This is a genomic window from Pseudomonas sp. 3-2 (assembly GCF_019710535.1).
GTDB classification, from domain to species: domain Bacteria; phylum Pseudomonadota; class Gammaproteobacteria; order Pseudomonadales; family Pseudomonadaceae; genus Aquipseudomonas; species Aquipseudomonas pharyngis.
On the sequence record NZ_CP081200.1, the window covers coordinates 1,429,122 to 1,445,609 of the forward strand.

General features: G+C 60.1%; 15 protein-coding genes. 4 read left to right on the plus strand and 11 right to left on the minus strand.

Annotation, left to right across the window (positions count from 1 at the left end):
- Window positions 1–81 precede the first annotated feature (81 nt).
- Window positions 82–990 (plus strand): LysR family transcriptional regulator, encoded by a 909-nt coding sequence (locus tag K3819_RS06415; protein WP_221398861.1) that lies wholly within the window; start codon window positions 82–84, stop codon window positions 988–990.
- Here the strand turns inward: K3819_RS06415 and K3819_RS06420 are convergent.
- Genes K3819_RS06420 through K3819_RS06435 form a run of 4 tightly spaced genes read right to left on the minus strand, consistent with a single transcriptional unit; the run spans window position 939 to window position 3,424 of the window.
- Window positions 939–1,454, minus strand: coding sequence for a DoxX family protein (locus K3819_RS06420; protein WP_221398862.1), 516 nt, complete (start codon window positions 1,452–1,454; stop codon window positions 939–941). The genes K3819_RS06415 and K3819_RS06420 overlap by 52 nt on opposite strands.
- On the minus strand, window positions 1,451–2,209 hold the full coding sequence (locus tag K3819_RS06425) for a DUF2063 domain-containing protein (RefSeq protein ID WP_085612368.1): 759 nt from the start codon (window positions 2,207–2,209) through the stop codon (window positions 1,451–1,453). Before K3819_RS06425 ends, K3819_RS06420 begins: the two co-directional genes overlap by 4 nt.
- The gene (locus K3819_RS06430) at window positions 2,206–3,093 is read right to left on the minus strand and encodes a DUF692 domain-containing protein (protein WP_221398863.1); all 888 of its coding nucleotides are present in this window, start codon (window positions 3,091–3,093) and stop codon (window positions 2,206–2,208) included. The genes K3819_RS06425 and K3819_RS06430 overlap by 4 nt, the downstream gene beginning before the upstream one ends.
- A gap of 25 nt (window positions 3,094–3,118) precedes the next feature.
- The gene (locus K3819_RS06435; protein ID WP_221398864.1) at window positions 3,119–3,424 is read right to left on the minus strand and encodes a DUF2282 domain-containing protein; all 306 of its coding nucleotides are present in this window, start codon (window positions 3,422–3,424) and stop codon (window positions 3,119–3,121) included.
- 282 nt (window positions 3,425–3,706) lie between these two features.
- Between K3819_RS06435 and K3819_RS06440 the strand changes: the two genes are divergently transcribed.
- Window positions 3,707–4,945, plus strand: coding sequence for a DUF2599 domain-containing protein (locus tag K3819_RS06440; protein WP_221398865.1), 1,239 nt, complete (start codon window positions 3,707–3,709; stop codon window positions 4,943–4,945).
- Between the two features lie 106 nt (window positions 4,946–5,051).
- On the opposite strand, the gene K3819_RS06445 is transcribed toward K3819_RS06440, so the two are convergent.
- From K3819_RS06445 to K3819_RS06465, 5 genes are all read right to left on the minus strand, one after another.
- A complete protein-coding gene (locus K3819_RS06445) occupies window positions 5,052–5,753 on the minus strand; it encodes an ABC transporter ATP-binding protein (protein ID WP_003222380.1) in 702 nt (233 codons plus the stop codon).
- Window positions 5,754–6,521 (minus strand): high-affinity branched-chain amino acid ABC transporter ATP-binding protein LivG, encoded by a 768-nt coding sequence (gene livG, locus K3819_RS06450; protein ID WP_007959160.1) that lies wholly within the window; start codon window positions 6,519–6,521, stop codon window positions 5,754–5,756.
- The gene (locus tag K3819_RS06455) at window positions 6,518–7,774 is read right to left on the minus strand and encodes a high-affinity branched-chain amino acid ABC transporter permease LivM (RefSeq protein WP_039771392.1); all 1,257 of its coding nucleotides are present in this window, start codon (window positions 7,772–7,774) and stop codon (window positions 6,518–6,520) included. The genes livG and K3819_RS06455 overlap by 4 nt, the downstream gene beginning before the upstream one ends.
- Entirely contained in the window at window positions 7,771–8,694 is a 924-nt protein-coding gene (livH, locus tag K3819_RS06460; RefSeq protein ID WP_007959165.1) for a high-affinity branched-chain amino acid ABC transporter permease LivH, read from the minus strand. The genes K3819_RS06455 and livH overlap by 4 nt, the downstream gene beginning before the upstream one ends.
- 231 nt (window positions 8,695–8,925) lie before the next feature.
- Complete coding sequence (locus K3819_RS06465; protein ID WP_085612372.1) at window positions 8,926–10,053, minus strand: branched-chain amino acid ABC transporter substrate-binding protein; 1,128 nt, start codon at window positions 10,051–10,053, stop codon at window positions 8,926–8,928.
- A 351-nt stretch (window positions 10,054–10,404) separates the two neighbouring features.
- On the opposite strand from K3819_RS06465, the gene K3819_RS06470 reads away from it, so the two are divergent.
- Window positions 10,405–10,710: a DUF2288 domain-containing protein gene (locus tag K3819_RS06470; protein ID WP_085612373.1), complete on the plus strand. Its 306-nt coding sequence runs from the start codon at window positions 10,405–10,407 to the stop codon at window positions 10,708–10,710.
- 293 nt (window positions 10,711–11,003) lie between these two features.
- On the opposite strand, the gene K3819_RS06475 is transcribed toward K3819_RS06470, so the two are convergent.
- Window positions 11,004–13,205: a hypothetical protein gene (locus K3819_RS06475; RefSeq protein WP_085612374.1), complete on the minus strand. Its 2,202-nt coding sequence runs from the start codon at window positions 13,203–13,205 to the stop codon at window positions 11,004–11,006.
- A gap of 198 nt (window positions 13,206–13,403) precedes the next feature.
- Between K3819_RS06475 and K3819_RS06480 the strand changes: the two genes are divergently transcribed.
- Window positions 13,404–14,300 carry an NAD(P)-dependent oxidoreductase gene (locus tag K3819_RS06480; RefSeq protein ID WP_178076183.1) on the plus strand — a complete coding sequence of 299 codons (897 nt, stop codon included), beginning with the start codon at window positions 13,404–13,406 and terminating at the stop codon, window positions 14,298–14,300.
- On the opposite strand, the gene K3819_RS06485 is transcribed toward K3819_RS06480, so the two are convergent.
- On the minus strand, window positions 14,191–16,473 hold the full coding sequence (locus K3819_RS06485) for a bifunctional diguanylate cyclase/phosphodiesterase (protein ID WP_221398866.1): 2,283 nt from the start codon (window positions 16,471–16,473) through the stop codon (window positions 14,191–14,193). The genes K3819_RS06480 and K3819_RS06485 overlap by 110 nt on opposite strands.
- Window positions 16,474–16,488 lie beyond the last annotated feature (15 nt).

Genomic DNA, 16,488 nt, shown 5'->3' on the forward strand with positions numbered 1-16,488 from the left:
ACGAGGTTTCAGTCTAGAGTGGTTTTTTCTGCGGATAAGCGCACTAATGGGCAACCTTTGGTTTTCAATTGGAAACAATCCATGAGCGAGATGGATGATCTGGCGGCGTTCGCGGTGTTGATCGAGGCGGGTAGTTTTACCCTGGCGGCGCAGCAATTGGGGTGCAGCAAGGGACAGTTGTCCAAGCGCATCAGTCAGCTGGAGGCGCGGTTTTCCGTGGTGTTGCTGCAACGCACCACGCGTCGTCTTAGCCTGACGGCGGCCGGTGCGGCATTGTTGCCACAGGCTCAGGCGCTTGTCGTCCAGGTGGAGCGAGCGCGTCAGGCGTTGGCACGATTGAAGGACGACATGGCCGGTCCGGTGCGTATGACGGTTCCGGTGTCGCTGGGAGAAACCTTCTTCGACGGCCTGTTGCTGGATTTCTCGCAGAAATACCCCGAGGTGCAGATCGAACTGGAGCTGAACAACAGCTACCGCGACCTGTCCCGCGAAGGTTTCGATCTGGCGATCCGCACTGAAGTCGCCAATGATGAGCGACTGGTGGCCAAGCCGCTGCTGGCCTGGCAGGAAATGACCTGCGCCAGCCCTGACTATCTGGAGCGCTTTGGCGAACCGCTGACGCCGCAGGCGCTGGCCGAGCACCGTTGTCTGCTCAACAGTCATTACAGCGGTCGCGAGGAATGGCTCTATCACCAACAGCACGAACTGCTGCGGGTGCGGGTGTCGGGACCGTTCGCCAGCAATCACTACAACCTGTTGAAGAAAGCCGCACTGGCCGGCGCCGGGATCGCTCGCTTGCCGTCCTATCTGTTGCAGACGGAATTGGCTGACGGCCGATTGCGCTGGCTCCTGCGCGATTTTCAGACTCGACGCATGCCGATGTATCTGGTGCACCCATATCAGGGCGGTCTACCGAAACGCACCCAGGTGCTGGCAGATTACCTGATCGGCTGGTTCAAGCTCAGCGGCGAGGCGCTGGACCGGTTGTAGTGCCTGGCGATCAGGTGATCGATCGACAGTTTGCCCGGCCCGGTCGCCATCAGGTACAGCAACACCGCCATCCAGGTGCCGTGGGTCGGGTACGCATCCGGATACACGAACAGCTGAATGGTCAGGGTCATGCCCAGCAATGCCAGCGCCGAAAAGCGCGTGGCGAAGCCGATGAGGATCAGGATCGGGAAAAAGTGTTCGGCGAACGCTGCCAGGTGCGCGGCGATTTCCGGCGACAGCAGCGGCACGTGGTACTCGCTCTTGAACAGCGGAATCGTCGAGTCGGCAAGACGTGGCCAGCCGAACTCGAAGGTGCCATCGATCAGGTCGACGGCCAGCCCTTCGACCTTGGTCTGCCCGGATTTCCAGAACACCGCCGCGATGGAAAAACGCGCGATGAAGGCGATCAGGCTGTGAGGGATTTTTTCCAGCAGCGCGATGGCGCGGGCAATGAGACTGTTCATGACAACACCTTTGGGTGGAAATGAGTGATGACGTGGCGGCTGATGAGCAGGGCGAGGGTCTGGCTGAGGTCGAAGGCCTCGGCGGATTCCAGCGCTTGCGTGAGTGACAGGCCAGCTTTGAGCTGGCGAATAAACTGGCTGGCGCCGCGATCCACGGTGAACACCTCGACTTCCAGTCCGTTGCGCAGGATCAGCGCGTGTTGAGCGTGATGCAGATCGATCCCGGCCAGGGTCGCGTCGTGCTGATGCGCGGCCCAGATGTCCACCACGGCGAAGTTTGAATCGAGCAGATGCAGCGAAGGGTGCAGGCCGATGCGCAGTTCGTTGAGCGCATCGGCATCGGCGAATACAGCGGCGATTCGCTCCTGACTCAGGGGTAACACATCGGCAGCGTGGTAGGCCTGCGTGCGCAAGCGTTCCAGCCTCGCGATATCGGCCAGATAGGGAACGCACGCGGCTGGTTCGAACTCACTGATGAAGTCCGCCAGTTCACGGCCGTAGTCGCTCATCAACGGACTGTGTGGCGGATGGCTTTGCACAAAAACTCCGGCCATGGCCCGAAAGAATTCGTCACCCACCAACTGCCTCACCACGGGATAGCTGTCGGCCAACGCGTTGATCAGCGAACCCTGCACGTTGTTGCGGTACACCGCGAAACGGCTGGCTGGATCGGCGCCGTTGGCACTGCACAAACCGTCGGGGCAGGGCAGAACGATATCGAGCAACGCTGCGCTGAATGCGGCTTGAGTGCTCATGGCCGACCTCCCGCGAACAGCAACAGCTCATCGGCCTGCTGCGCTTCCGCCAACAGCACGTTGAAGGCCGGCACCTGATTGTCCCGTTCGATCAGCGTCGCCACCGGGCCGACACGTTCCAGCGCTAGCCGGTACAGCGACCAGACCGCTTGATCGATCGGTGCGCCGTGATCGTCGATCAGCAAGCGATCACCGAGGCTGTCGGCATCTTCGGCAAACCCCGCCAGATGAATTTCGCTCACTGCATGCAGCGGCAGGGCATCGAGGTAAGTCAGGGGATCGCGCTGATGGTTGATGCACGAGACGTAGACATTGTTCACGTCCAGCAACAGACCGCAGCCAGTGCGCCGGATGACTTCACGGATGAAATCGGCTTCGTCGATGGTCGAGCGCTGGAACGCCAGATAGGTCGCCGGGTTCTCCAGCAGCATCGGACGCTTGAGGGTGTTCTGTACCTGGTCGATGTGTTCGCAGACGCGGTTCAGCGTCGGCGTGTCGTAAGCAAGGGGCAGCAGGTCATTAAGGAACACCGGGCCATGGCTCGACCAGGCCAGGTGTTCGGAAAAGGAGTGGGGTTGATAGCGCTCGATCAGTGCCGCCAGGCGTTTGAGGTGCTGGACATCCAGCGCGCCTTCGGCACCGATGGACAGCCCGACGCCATGCAGCGAGAGCGGATACGCCTCGCGAATCAATCCCAGAAAATGATGAAACGGGCCGCCGGCCACCATGTAGTTTTCGGCGTGGACTTCGAAGAAACCGATGTCCGGACGTGAATCGAGCACTTCGCTGAAGTGCTCGCTCTTGAGTCCCAGCCCGGCACGGGACGGGAGCCCGGTGAGGGCTGCCCGAGTGCGGCGCAGGGCATGGTCGCAGGATGTGATCATGATCGACACTCGGGCGGCTCCCGGATCAGGACTTGGCTTTGAACGCTTCGAGCTGACCGAAACCGGTCGGCGAGGTTTTGCTTTCGGTGGTGGCGCAGCTGCCTTTCGGAACCAGCTTCCAGGCGTTGGCCTGATAATCCATTTTCGCGGTGCCGGCACAGGTGGTGCCTGCGCCTGCGGCGCAATCGTTCTTGCCTTTCATGGCCACGCCGAAGCATTTTTCCATGTTGTCGTCAGCGGCGTGGGCGGTGGAGACGGCAGCAATGCTCAAGGCGGAACCGAGGGCCAGAACCAGGGCGGTGGCGGACAGGGTGCGGGTGGTAGCAGTCATGATGTTTCTCCGGTTTGAACTTGGGTTTGAACAAGCGATTGCGCTTGCTTGCCCCACTAGAGAAACGACCTCGGGATGCGTTACAGCCCGGACAATTTTTTTTTGGATTGACAGTGCGCCAGAACATCACCCACATCTCGCGCTCGACCATTCGTCGCAAATGCCCATCAACCTGTAATTTCTGACAGTAGCCAACGACGTGCCACCGGCGTTCCATTGTCACGGGAGCCGCGCCGATCAGCGTGTGCTCAGTGTGCCCTCGGTATCAAGGAGATACAGGCCATGAGAAAACGTCTGAACAGGTTCGTCCCGTTATGTATGTTTGCGTTGCTGTTGCAGAGCACTGGCAGCTATGCCGAATCGTGCGCGGAGACACTGAAAACGGTTGAAGAGTTGTACAACAACACAGTGGCCAGTTGCGGGCCGGACCCGGCGTCGGACTGTTCAGGGTTGATCATTCGCGGCACTCACCGTGCCGATCCGGCGAAAGGGCAGCAATGGGATGTCTGGAATCCCAGTCCCACCGCCCTGAAGCTGGGCACTTTCGCTGCTTCCTACATGCGTGCCGACACCATCAGCTACGCCGATCCGGGAATGAGTACTCAGAACGGCTATATCATCAATCCAGTGGACCGGGTGCGTAATCCCGAGACACCGGTGCACGTCTATTGCGTATTCCCCAACGATGCCTGGACCGACTATCGAGACGACCGGGGGTGTGGCAACAACCAGAACACCGCCCAGACCGAGGCGGTGTGCCAGGCTATGGTTCCGCCGATAACCAATGCCAAAGCCTGGGTCGCCCACTTCACCAGATTCAACAACGACAAGATGCAGGATCAGTTGCAATGTGGCTTCAACATGCGCAACCCCATGAGCAGCAAGGAACGGGTCGATGCCTTCCGCAACTTCATGGAGGCGCGGCGAGTGATCAACTCTCGTGAGTTCCAGACCCAGACCGAGTTGCGCCTGGGTAATCCGAAAACCGATGAATTGCCGATTCTGGCGTTCTTCTACAGCGATCAACGCGGCTTGAATGATGCCTTGGCCAATCAGCGCGACTACAAGGCCAAGACCGGCAAGGAGCGCAATGTGATCAAGATCAACTTCCCCAAAACACCGACCGCCAAGGCGACTTTTTCCTGCGTAGCGGCCACACCCGAACCGACCCCGAAATTCTGTGAAAAGTACATTGAATCGAGCTCCTGGAGTCAGCGCCCCGACCCTGTGCTCGGGCCGAATACCTGGTCGTTGCAGGTCGTGCCTACCGCTTGCGGCCGGGCGATCAAGGAAGATCAGACCGACCGGATGTTTGCCGAGCTGTACAACAAGCACAAGGACGATGCGCAATGGCGTGAGTACAGCGTCAATGGCGGATCGCTGCGTCGGCAGATGGTTTGTCATTTCCAGCATGTCTATCAGGGCCAGGCCGTGAGGGACAAACCGGTCTGGAACCTTGAGCCGGCCCGGCCATACGTCGATCAGGCCACGGCCCTGAAGATGGATTGCAATCCCTATTGACGGTCGCAGTGTCCAGCACTGAGCTGCCGGTACCGCAAAGGTGCCGGCATTCTCAGGGCATAAAAAAAACGGCCCCGGAGGGCCGTTCGTTATCGCGCGCGATCCATCAACCGCCGAGATACGCCTCGCGCACTTTCGGGTCGGTCAGCAGCGCTTCGCCAGTGCCTTGCATCACCACCCGGCCGTTCTCCAGAACGTAGGCGCGGTCAGCGATTTTCAGCGCCTGGTTGGCGTTCTGTTCGACTAGGAACACCGTCACACCGTCCTTGCGCAGCTGTTCGATGATGTCGAAGATCTGCTGGATGATGATCGGTGCCAGGCCCAGCGACGGCTCGTCGAGCAGCAGCAGTTTCGGCTTGCTCATCAGCGCACGGCCAATGGCGAGCATTTGCTGTTCGCCGCCGGACATGGTGCCGCCGCGCTGGTTGAAGCGTTCTTTCAGGCGTGGGAAAAGTCCGAGAACCTTGTCCATCTGTTCCTGATAGTCGCCCTTGTCGGTGAAGAATCCGCCCATGGACAGGTTTTCTTCGACGGTCAGACGGGCAAATACTCGACGGCCTTCCGGCACCACGGCAATGCTCTTGCGCATGATCTGCGACGAGTCCTGGCCGACCAGTTCCTCACCCATATAGCGGATGCTGCCGCTGTGGGCCTGCGGCGAACCGCAGAGCGTCATCAGCAGGGTGGACTTGCCGGCACCGTTGGCGCCGATCAGGGTCACGATCTCGCCCTGGCGGACTTCGACGTTGACGCTGTGCAGGGCCTGGATCTTGCCGTAGAAGGTGGAAACGTTTTCGAACTGCAGCATTTACGCTTCCCCCAGGTAGGCTTTGATCACTTCAGGATTGTCACGGATCTGCTCCGGCGTGCCGTCGGCCAGGGGCGTGCCCTGGTTGATTACGACGATGTGGTCGGAAATGCTCATGACCAGTTTCATGTCGTGTTCGATCAGCAGCACGGTCACGTTGTGCTCTTCACGCAGCACGCTGATCAGCGCCTTGAGGTCTTCGGTTTCCTTCGGGTTCAGGCCGGCGGCCGGTTCGTCGAGCATGAGGATCCGCGGACGGGTCATCATGCAGCGGGCGATTTCCAGGCGACGTTGCTGACCGTAAGCCAGGGTGCCGGCAGGGCGGTTGGCGAACTCTTTGAGGTTGACCTTTTCCAGCCAGTACTCGGCGAACTCCATGGCCTCGCGCTCGCTCTTGCGAAACGCCGGGGTCTTGAACAGGCCGGACAGGAAGTTGGTGTTCAGGTGACGGTGCTGGGCGATCAACAGGTTCTCGACCGCCGTCATGTCCTTGAACAGGCGCACGTTCTGGAAGGTGCGCACCACGCCTTTGAGGGCGATCTTGTGGCCCGGCAGGCCGTGGATCGGCTCGCCGTCCAGCAGGATGCTGCCGCCCGATGGCTGGTAGAAACCGGTCAGGCAGTTGAACACGGTGGTCTTGCCCGCGCCGTTCGGCCCGATCAGTGCCACCACCTGTTTCTCTTTGACGGTCAGGGCCACGCCGTTGACCGCCAGCAGGCCGCCGAAGCGCATGCTCAGATTTTCGACTTTCAGGATCTCGCGGCTCATTTGCGCAGCTCCATGTGAGGACGTTGCATGGGCAGCAGACCTTGAGGTCGCCAGATCATCATCAGCACCATCAGGGCGCCGAACATCAACATGCGGTACTCACTGAACTCACGCATCATTTCCGGCAGCAGGATCATCACCACGGCCGCGAGAATCACGCCCAACTGCGAGCCCATGCCACCCAGCACCACGATGGCGAGGATGATCGCCGACTCGATGAAGGTGAACGATTCCGGCGTCACCAGACCCTGACGGGCGGCGAAGAAGCTGCCGGCGAAACCGGCGAAGCTCGCGCCCAGGGTGAACGCCGACAGCTTGATCACGGTCGGGTTGAGACCCAGCGCACGGCAGGCGATTTCATCTTCACGCAGCGCTTCCCACGCACGGCCGATCGGCATGCGCAGCAGGCGGTTGATGATGAACAGCGCCGCCAGCGCCAGCAGCAGGGCGACCAGGTAGAGGAAGATCACCTTGTTGATCGAGTTGTATTGCAGGCCGAAATACTCGTGGAAGGTTTGCAGGCCTTCCGCAGCCTTGCGTTCGAAGGTCAGGCCGAAGAACGTCGGTTTCTCGATGTTGCTGATGCCGTTCGGGCCGCCGGTGATGTCGGTCAGGTTACGCAGGAACAGGCGGATGATTTCCCCGAAGCCGAGGGTCACGATCGCCAGGTAGTCGCCGCGCAGACGCAACACCGGGAAGCCGAGCAGGAAGCCGAACGTCGCCGCCATCAGGCCGGCAATCGGCAGGCAGATCCAGAAGCTCAGGCCGTAGTAGTGCGACAGCAGCGCGTAGCTGTAGGCGCCGACGGCGTAGAAACCGACGTAACCCAGGTCGAGCAGACCGGCCAGACCGACCACGATGTTCAGGCCCAGGCCGAGCATCACGTAGATCAGGATCAGCGTCGCGATGTCCACCGCGCCACGGGAGCCGAAGAACGGCCACACCAGCGCACCGATGATCAGCGCGATGATGAAGTAGCGCTGGGTGGAAGGCAGGGTCAGGAAGTTGCTGGCCTTGGCCGGGATCAGCGGCATGCCCGGCGAAGAACGCCACGCCTTGCTGATCTGCTGGTTGAACAGCACCCGCAGGAACATCAGCACCGAGCAGATGGCGATGGTCGCCAGAATGGCCGGGCTGGTGTTGTGCACTTCCAGGTTGATGCCGACGATGGTCAGTTTCAGACCCAGTACCGGATAGGCCACGGCCCAGACCAGCAAGGCGCTGAACAGCGCCTGTTTAAGATTCCTAGTCATACTTTCTCAACCTCCGGACGGCCCAGAATGCCGGTCGGACGGAACAACAGCACCAGAACCAACAAGCCGAAAGCCACGACGTCCTTGTACTGGTCGCCGAAGATATCGGCGCCAAAGGCTTCCGCCACCCCGAGCACCAGCCCGCCGAGCATGGCGCCGGGGATGCTGCCGATCCCGCCCAGTACCGCGGCGGTGAAGGCCTTGAGGCCGACGAGGAAACCGGCGTTCGGGTTGATCACGCCGTATTGCATGCTCAGCAGCACGGCCGCGACGGCCGCCAGCGCAGCACCGATGACGAAGGTCAGGGCGATGATGTTGTTGGTGTTGATGCCCAGCAGGTTGGCCATCTTGATGTCTTCGGCGCAGGCGCGGCAGGCGCGGCCCAGGCGAGAGCGGGAGATGAACAGCGTGAGGCCGAGCATGGCGATCAGGGTCACCACGAACACCACGATTTGCATGTAGGAAATCAGCACTTCATGTGCGCCACCCGGGCCGAAGGCGAAGTTGCCCGGAATCAGGTTGGGGATTGCTTTGTCCTTGGAGTCTTGCGCCAGCAGAACCGTGTTCTGCAGGAAGATCGACATACCGATCGCGGAAATCAGCGGGATCAGACGGTTGCTGCCGCGCAACGGGCGGTAGGCAATGCGTTCGATGCTGTAACCGTAGGAACTGGTGACGACGATGCTGGCGATGAACGCCACGGTCATCAACAGCGGGACGCTTTCGAGTCCCATCATGGTCAGCCCGGCGATGGCGATGAACGCCACGTAGGAACCGATCATGTACACCTCGCCGTGGGCGAAGTTGATCATTCCAATGATGCCGTAGACCATCGTGTAGCCGATGGCGATCAGGGCATACATGCTGCCAACGTTCAAGCCGTTAACCAGCTGTTGGAAGAAGTGATAGATGTCAGGCATTACAGCGCTCCTAAAAACCTGATACGCATTTCACTGGTGGAGTCATTTTCCCGCCCGGTCCCGTGGATCTATATCCACTTCGAATCCGGGTTTTGCCAGCGAACCGCTGATGACGGTTTTGAGATTTTCAGGTGGGGAGACTGGCGGATCACGCCAGCGCGGCCCAATACATTCGTAAAACAAAGCCCACGGCACGCCGTGGGCTTTATTGGCAGTCAGTCAGGCAGCGCCTTACTGAGGCGACACTTCGGTTTTAGGTTTGCCGTTGTGCCACTCGTAAACCACGAATTTGAAGTCCTTCAGGTCGCCCTTGTCGTCGAAGCTCAGGTCGCCGGTAGGTGTCTTGAAGGTGCCTTTGTGGATGGCTTCAGCCACCTTGGCAGCATCTTCGGACTTGGCAGCCTTGATACCTTCGGCAATCACTTCAACGGCCGAGTAGGACGGGAACACGAACGGACCGCTCGGGTCTTCTTTCTTGGCCTTGAATGCATCGGCCAGGGCCACGTTGGCCGGATCCTGGTCGAAGGACTTCGGCAGGGTCACCAGCAGGCCTTCGGACGCGTCCTTGGCGATCTGGGTGATCGAGTCGTTACCCACGCCTTCCGGACCCATGAACCTGGCTTTCAGGCCTTTTTCCTGGGCTTGACGCAGGATCAGGCCCAGCTCCGGGTGGTAGCCGCCGTAGTAGACGAAGTCGACGTTGGCTTGCTTGAGCTTGGCGATGATCGCGGAGAAGTCCTTGTCGCCGGCGTTGACGCCTTCGAACACGGCAACCTTGGTGCCTTTCTTCTCGAGGGTGGATTTGACGGCGGTAGCGATGCCTTCACCGTACTGCTGCTTGTCGTGCAGCACGCCGACGATTTTCGGTTTCACGTGATCGGCAATGTAGTTACCGGCGGCAGGGCCCTGGGCGCTGTCCAGACCGATGGTGCGGAAGACCATTTTGTAACCACGGTTGGTGATGTCCGGGCTGGTGGCAGCCGGGGTGATCATGATCACGCCTTCGTCTTCGTAGATGTCCGAAGCAGGCTGGGTGGAGCTGGAGCACAGGTGACCGACCACGAACTTGACGCCGTCGTTGACGACCTTGTTCGCGACCGCTACCGCTTGTTTAGGATCGCAGGCGTCATCGTATTCAACGGCTTCGAGCTTCTTGCCGTCGACGCCGCCCTTGGCGTTGATCTGTTCGATGGCCATTTTCGCGCCACTGAACTGCATGTCGCCGTACTGGGCTACTGGACCGGTTTTAGGGCCGGCGATACCGATCTTGATGGTGTCAGCTGCGAACGAATGGCTGGCAACCCCGGCCAGAACCATAGCGGCAAACAGTTTGGAAATCTGCTTAGTAGCCTTAGTCATAGTGCTCCACTCTTACTGTTGTATTTTTTAGAGTCCTGACGCCGTAGCAGCAGAACCGGGACAGATATCTGGGCGATACCCTCCGGAAAAGCCCCCGGCAACTGTACCGGTACAGTGTAGAGCGCCGGTTGTTGGCCTGGGAAGCTGGCGCCAGGGGGCAAAACCTGAGGGTGTCGCTTTAATGAAAGAAAAAGACAGAATTGCGGCGGGACGTTCAGAGGGCTTGTGCCCCAATCATCAGCATTCCTTGGCGTTCCTGCTCTTTTCGTTCGGTACGGCCTTTTGCAACCGGGTTTTTCTGCCGGACCACCGACGTTATCATTCGCGCCGATTTCTTTTCCGGACAGTCCCATGAATCAAGAACCTAGCACCCTCTATGCCAAGCTGCTTGGTGAAACCGCATCTATTACCTGGAAAGAGTTGGAGCGCTTCTATGCCCAGGGTGCCCTATTGTGGGTCGACGCCAGCCTGGATTTGATCGCGGTCGCCGAGGCCGTGGCATCGGATCAGGGCGAGAAAGTCGCTGCCTGGCTGGCCGAAGACAAGGTCGCCAAGCTGTCTGAAACGCGGGCGCTGGATATTTTCGAGCGTGATCCCGAGATGTGGGCGGTGGTAGTCCGGCCGTGGATCCTGATCCAGGAAAGAGCAGCGACCTGACGGGTTGCACCCTATTGGTGCGGGCGCTGACCGGAAAAAAGTGTGTAGCGGAGTAGCGTGATGGCCGATTGCCGTAGAGAAATGCCACAGGCGGGGGTGGCATAACGGTGACGTAAACGTAACGGGCACAGTTTATTGAGCAGCCTGACGGCTGCTTAATTGTTTCGGGATGTTGGAAAGGCTGAATAAATCGGGGAATTTGAGCGCCCCATCGCGAGCAGGCTCGCTCCCACAGGAAACGCATTCCAATGTGGGAGCGAGCCTGCTCGCGATGGCGGCGCCTCGGTCTGATGTCAGACCGAGTAAGTCTTGCCCGTATGGTTATTGAGGGAAATAACCTTGGTCTTGCCGATCCGGTGACGGTAGATCTCGCGCAGGTACTTGATCGACTTCTTCACGCAATCGCGCGACAGGCGAATGTCATTGATCGAGACAAACTTCTCTTTGTCGTTGATCAACTCGCGGTACTTCTTCTCGTACATCGGCTTGATCGCGTACCAGTTGGTATCGAGGATCTTCGCCGGGTTCTCGAATTCGTTGAGCAGGTCGTCGATGCGGTCCTCGTCGAACTCTTCCTGAATGATGAAATCGAGGATCGAGTTGTCCAGGGTCTCGTCGAAACGGTACGGCGTCTTGGCAAAGCAACGCTTGATGAATGCCACGATCAGCGTCAGGAAGTCGTCCGACAGGCACGGGCTCTTGGCGATCAGGGTGGTCAGCGACAGGTTGGCCGAGGCGCCGATCACCAGCGCGTAGCGCTTGAGCGTGGTGTTGGGGAACAGGCTGTTGAGGTGAGTCTTCAACCGGTTCAGGTCCATGTACGACAGCTTGTAGTCTTTCGGCAGCGAAACGATCGAGACCACCGACGAGCAGTTCTTGAAGAAGTGCAGGTCGTGCAGCGCAGCCGCGTCGTAGCCGGAGTTCTTGTATTGCTCAAGCGAGGCGCGATAACGCTTGGACTCGATCGGCAGCAGGCTGATGCCTTCGATGGCCTGGGTCACCTTGTTGAAGTGCGGCAGGTCGATCGAGCGGAAAAACAGGTCGTCGATGTTCAGGCGCTGCGGCTCTTTGTCGAACACCTTGAACTTGTCGCTGCTCGGCGGCGGGGTTTCCGGCACCACGGATTCGGCGTAGGCAATCGCCACCGGGCCGGCCAGACTCATGAACAGGTCGTTGGCGTCCAGGCGAATGGTCTCGCCGATGTCGATGCCGGCGCGACGGAAATAGTTCTGGTCGTAGTCGGTCGTGACCGCCTGGGCCGTCAGAATGTTGAAGATCTGCTGCGAGATGTATTGGTTGGCGTGCTTCTCCATCGCATTGACATCAATGTTCTGGATGTTGCCGTCATCGCTCTCTTCGGCGTAACGCATGATGTCGTTGGAAATCAGCATCATCGCGTTCCATGGGCGGATACGGCCCATGACGCTGGCTTCGCTGCTGTCTTCGTTGGCGAAGTTGTACGAGAAATCCCATTCTTCCGAGAGGTATTTGCACAGCAGGCGGCCGGCGTTGATGTGCAGCGCCTCAGACATTTCGCTGCGGTGGTCGGAAATGTTCGGCAGCACGCAGATGCCGCTGGTGAAGATCGGTTCGAACACGAAGGAATGACCGCTCTTGCCGTCATGCTCGTCCATCGGCTTGGTGTCGAACGTCTTGTTCATGTACGAGTGCTGCTGGGCCAGGCCGAATTCCGAGGCCATGCCCGAACCGGTACCACCGCCGGCACTGAAGATCGAGAAATACAGGCGCGACTGGTTGGCCTTGATGCCGCAGCTGTCGATCAGGTACGAGTGGATCATTTTCCAGTCAGGGCTGGAGAAACGCTGGGTGTCCTTGTTCAGGATGATCTTTGCCAGGTACTGGCCGAGGATCGGCGCGTTACCGGCGCCACCGGCGTGGACTTCGGACAAGTCCATGATCTTCATCTTGCTGTAGTCGCGCAGGAAACCGCTTTTTTCGCCCTTGCGCGAGAAACGGATACGCCCGGCAATGTCCTTGTCGAGGTCGCCGAGCATCACCAGCGGTTCCACCAGGAACACCGGTTTGGTCGACTTGTTCGGGCCGATCCGCAGGTTCTGCTTGATCCACTGGGCCGGGCCGTAGCCTTTGTCGGAGGCCAGGCGACGGTCAGCCGCGCGATCTTCGCTGTTGAATTCGTTGAGGTAGAACTTGCGCGCGTTGTACACCAGCTCCGCCACGTCGAGGGCGATGTTGGAACCGCAGCGACCGAGGCCGATCAGGCACACCGACGGGAATTCCTGATCGTTGTGCTGTTCGTTGTCGCCTTCCAGGTGCGGCGGGCGCGGGAACACCAGGTCACGCAGGCCATCGAGGTTGTCGAGGATGCGGTCGGTATTGGTTTCGGTGAAGTACAGGTATTGCTGGGTGCCCAGCGGGCGCGAGGGGGGCAATGGTTTCATCGGGGCAGGGCTGTTCGCCGCAGGGCTCAGAGTCAGATCGGATACCGCAGTGGCCGGATTGTTTTTAGAAGTCATTGAGCGCCATCTACCTGGACTGGTTGGTTCAACGACCGCTGTCGTCGAACCTCACGGAATGGGAATCTCGCGTCTTTTTCTTGCGCGTGTTTGGCCCGTGCGTCAGGGGGTATGACCTGAGTGCCGCGCGGGGGAATCCTTTCCTGATTGATGATGGATCGGCCATTATTCGGCGATCTTTAATCAAAAGGAGGCTAAATGATGTCAACGCGACCTTCGTTGGGTTTTGCCGGAATCGGCCTGATGGGCCTGCCGATGTGCCGCCGTCTGCTGGCCGCCGGTTACCCGCTGACCGTGTGGAACCGCAACCCGGCCAAGTGCGCGCCGCTGGTCGAGGCCGGCGCCCGGCAGGTGGCGACTCCCGCCGAACTCTGTGAGCAGGCTGACGTGCTGATGCTGTGCCTGGCCGACACGGCGGTGGTGCGCGAAGTGGTGTTCGGTCCGGCCGGCGTGGCTGAGGGGGCGAAACCCGGTCAGTTGCTGGTGGATTTTTCCAGCCTCGAACCGACGGCCACCCGTGAAATGGCGGCCGAACTGGCCGACAAGACAGGCATGGCCTGGCTCGATTCGCCGGTGTCCGGCGGGGTGGTCGGCGCCGAAGCCGGCAGCCTGGCGATCATGGTGGGCGGTGATGCAGCGGATCTTGATCGCGTACGACCGGTACTGCTCGAACTCGGGCAGCGCGTCACGCACATGGGTGGCGTCGGCGCCGGTCAGGTGACCAAGGCCTGCAATCAGATGATCGTCGCCTGCAACGCTTTGGTGATCGCCGAAGTGGTGGCGCTGGCCGAGCAGGCCGGGGTCGATGCCAGCCTTATCGCCGATGCGCTGGCCGGTGGTTTTGCCGATTCCAAACCGTTGCAGATTCTTGCACCGCAAATGGCCGAAAGCCGTTTCGAGCCGGTGAAATGGCACGTGCGCACGCTGCTCAAGGATCTGGATACCGCGGTTAAGTTTTCCCGGGAAACCGGTTCGGCCACACCGATCAGCGGATTGGCCGCACAACTGATGCGCCTGCATGGGGCACAAGGCTTTTTGCAGAAGGATCCAGCGACACTGGTGCAAATGTACCGCGCGCCAGACTCAGCGGATTGAGCACGTGCGCGTGTTTGCGCTGGTTGATTTCCTCCAGTACCGGGCGCAGTTCGGCCAGTGGCACCGGACGGCTGAGCAGGTAGCCCTGAATGAAGTCGCAGCCCGAGCGCTCGAGGAATTCGTATTGCTCCAGGCTTTCGACGCCTTCGGTGACCACCTGCAAATGCAGGGTGTGCGCCATGACGATGATCGCCTGGACGATTTCCATGTCGGCGGTGGCCTTGGGGATGTCGAGGATGAACGAGCGGTCGACCTTGAGGGTGTTGAGCGGCAGGCGCTTGAGATAGGCCAGCGACGAATAGCCGGTGCCGAAGTCGTCGATCGACAATGACACGCCGAGGGCGCGGATCTGCCGCAGCAGCACCAGGGTGTTGGCGATGTTGCCCATCAAGGCGTTTTCGGTGACCTCCAGTTCCAGCCGTTCCGGGGCGACCCCGGCGCTGCGCAAGGCGTGCTCGATTTCATTGGCCAGCTCTTCCCGGGCCAGATTCAACGGTGAGCAGTTCCAGGCGATCTTCAGCTCTTCACAGCCATGGCGCGACAGCTCGCCGAGATCTTCACAGGCCTTGCGCAGGACCCAGTTGTCGAGCTCGGCAATCAGGCCGTTGTTTTCGGCGATGGCAATGAAGCGATCCGGGGTGAGCAGGCCGTGCACCGGGTGCTGCCAGCGGATCAGCGCTTCGAGCTTGGTGACCTTGCCGGTCTTGAGTTCGAAGATCGGCTGGTAATACAGCAGCAGACCGTTTTCCTGACGCAGCGCGTGGCGCAGCTCTTCCTCCAGTTGCAGTTCGAGGCTGGCGCGGTTTTTCAGGTTGGAATCGAAAAAGTGCACGCCGTTGCGCCCGGCGCCTTTGGATTGGTACAGCGCCAGATCCGCATGCTTGAGCAGTTCATCGCAGGTCGAGCCGTCCTCGGGAAACAGGCTGATGCCGATGCTGGTGGTCATCACCATGCGTCGTCCGGCAAGTTCGATCGGTTCTTTCATCTTGAGCATGATGCGCTGAGCCAGATTGCGCGCTTCTTCGCGGTCGCGCAGGCCGATGAGGATGCAGAACTCGTCGCCGCCGAATCGCGCCACCACGTCTTCATGGCTGCGCACCGAGCCCTTGATGTGCTGGGCGATGACCTTGAGCAGTTCGTCGCCGGCGTCATGGCCGAGGCTGTCGTTGATGCGTTTGAAGTGGTCGATGTCGAGGAACATCACCGCCAGCATCCCGCCTTCGCTGGATTTCTGACTGAGTTTTTCGGCGAAGATCTGATTGAAACCGCGTCGGTTGATCAGGTTGGTCAGGGCGTCGTAGTTGGCCACGTGCTGCAGCGACATGCGCGCCTGATCAAGCTGGCTGAGCAGGGCGTTGACCCGGCGCAGATCGTGTTCCTTGTTCTGCAGCTTCTTGTCGGCCAGCGCGGCGCTGATCGCGCTGCCCAGGATCAGCAACGTGATCAGGGCGACGGTGAGGCCCAGTTGCAGGTGACTGGATTGCGACGCCAGGATCGGCAATTGCCCCTCGGGCAGCACCAGTTGCAGCGCCGCCATGCCGGTGAAATGCATGCTGAGGATGCCGGCGCCGAGAATCAGCGCGGCCAGGTATTTGAGCATCTGGATGTGCAGGCCACTGCCTTCGCGCAAGTTGCCGGCGACCCACAACGCCGCGAAGCTGGCGCCGATGGCGATCACGATCGACGACAGGAACAGGGTGGGCTCGTAGTAGGCCGTGGCGGCGGATTCGATGGCGGCCATGCCGACGTAATGCATGCCGGCGATGCCGAGGCCGATGACGATGGCGGTCTTGAGGTACTGCAGCAGGTTCGGTTGGGGCGTGCTCAGGGTGTGCATCGCCAGCCAGGACGCCAGTAACGCGATCACCAGGGAAAACAGGGTCACGGGCAGGTCGTACTGGATGTCGATCGGCGCCTGGAACGCCAGCATGCTGATGAAGTGCATCGCCCAGATGCCGCCGGCCAGGCAGGTTGCGCCGATCCAGCGCCACAGGCGTTGCGAACCGGGCTCTTCAGCGTGGGCGACCCGTTCGGCCATGTCGAGGGTGGCAAAACTCGCGGCGCAGGCAACCAGATAGGCCACCAGCACCAACAGGGGATTGTGTGTGCAATTGAGGATGACCTGCCCGCTCTCCGGCTGCTCGGCAACAAATTGCAAACCAAGCCACTCCATAGCATGCCCCGTCTC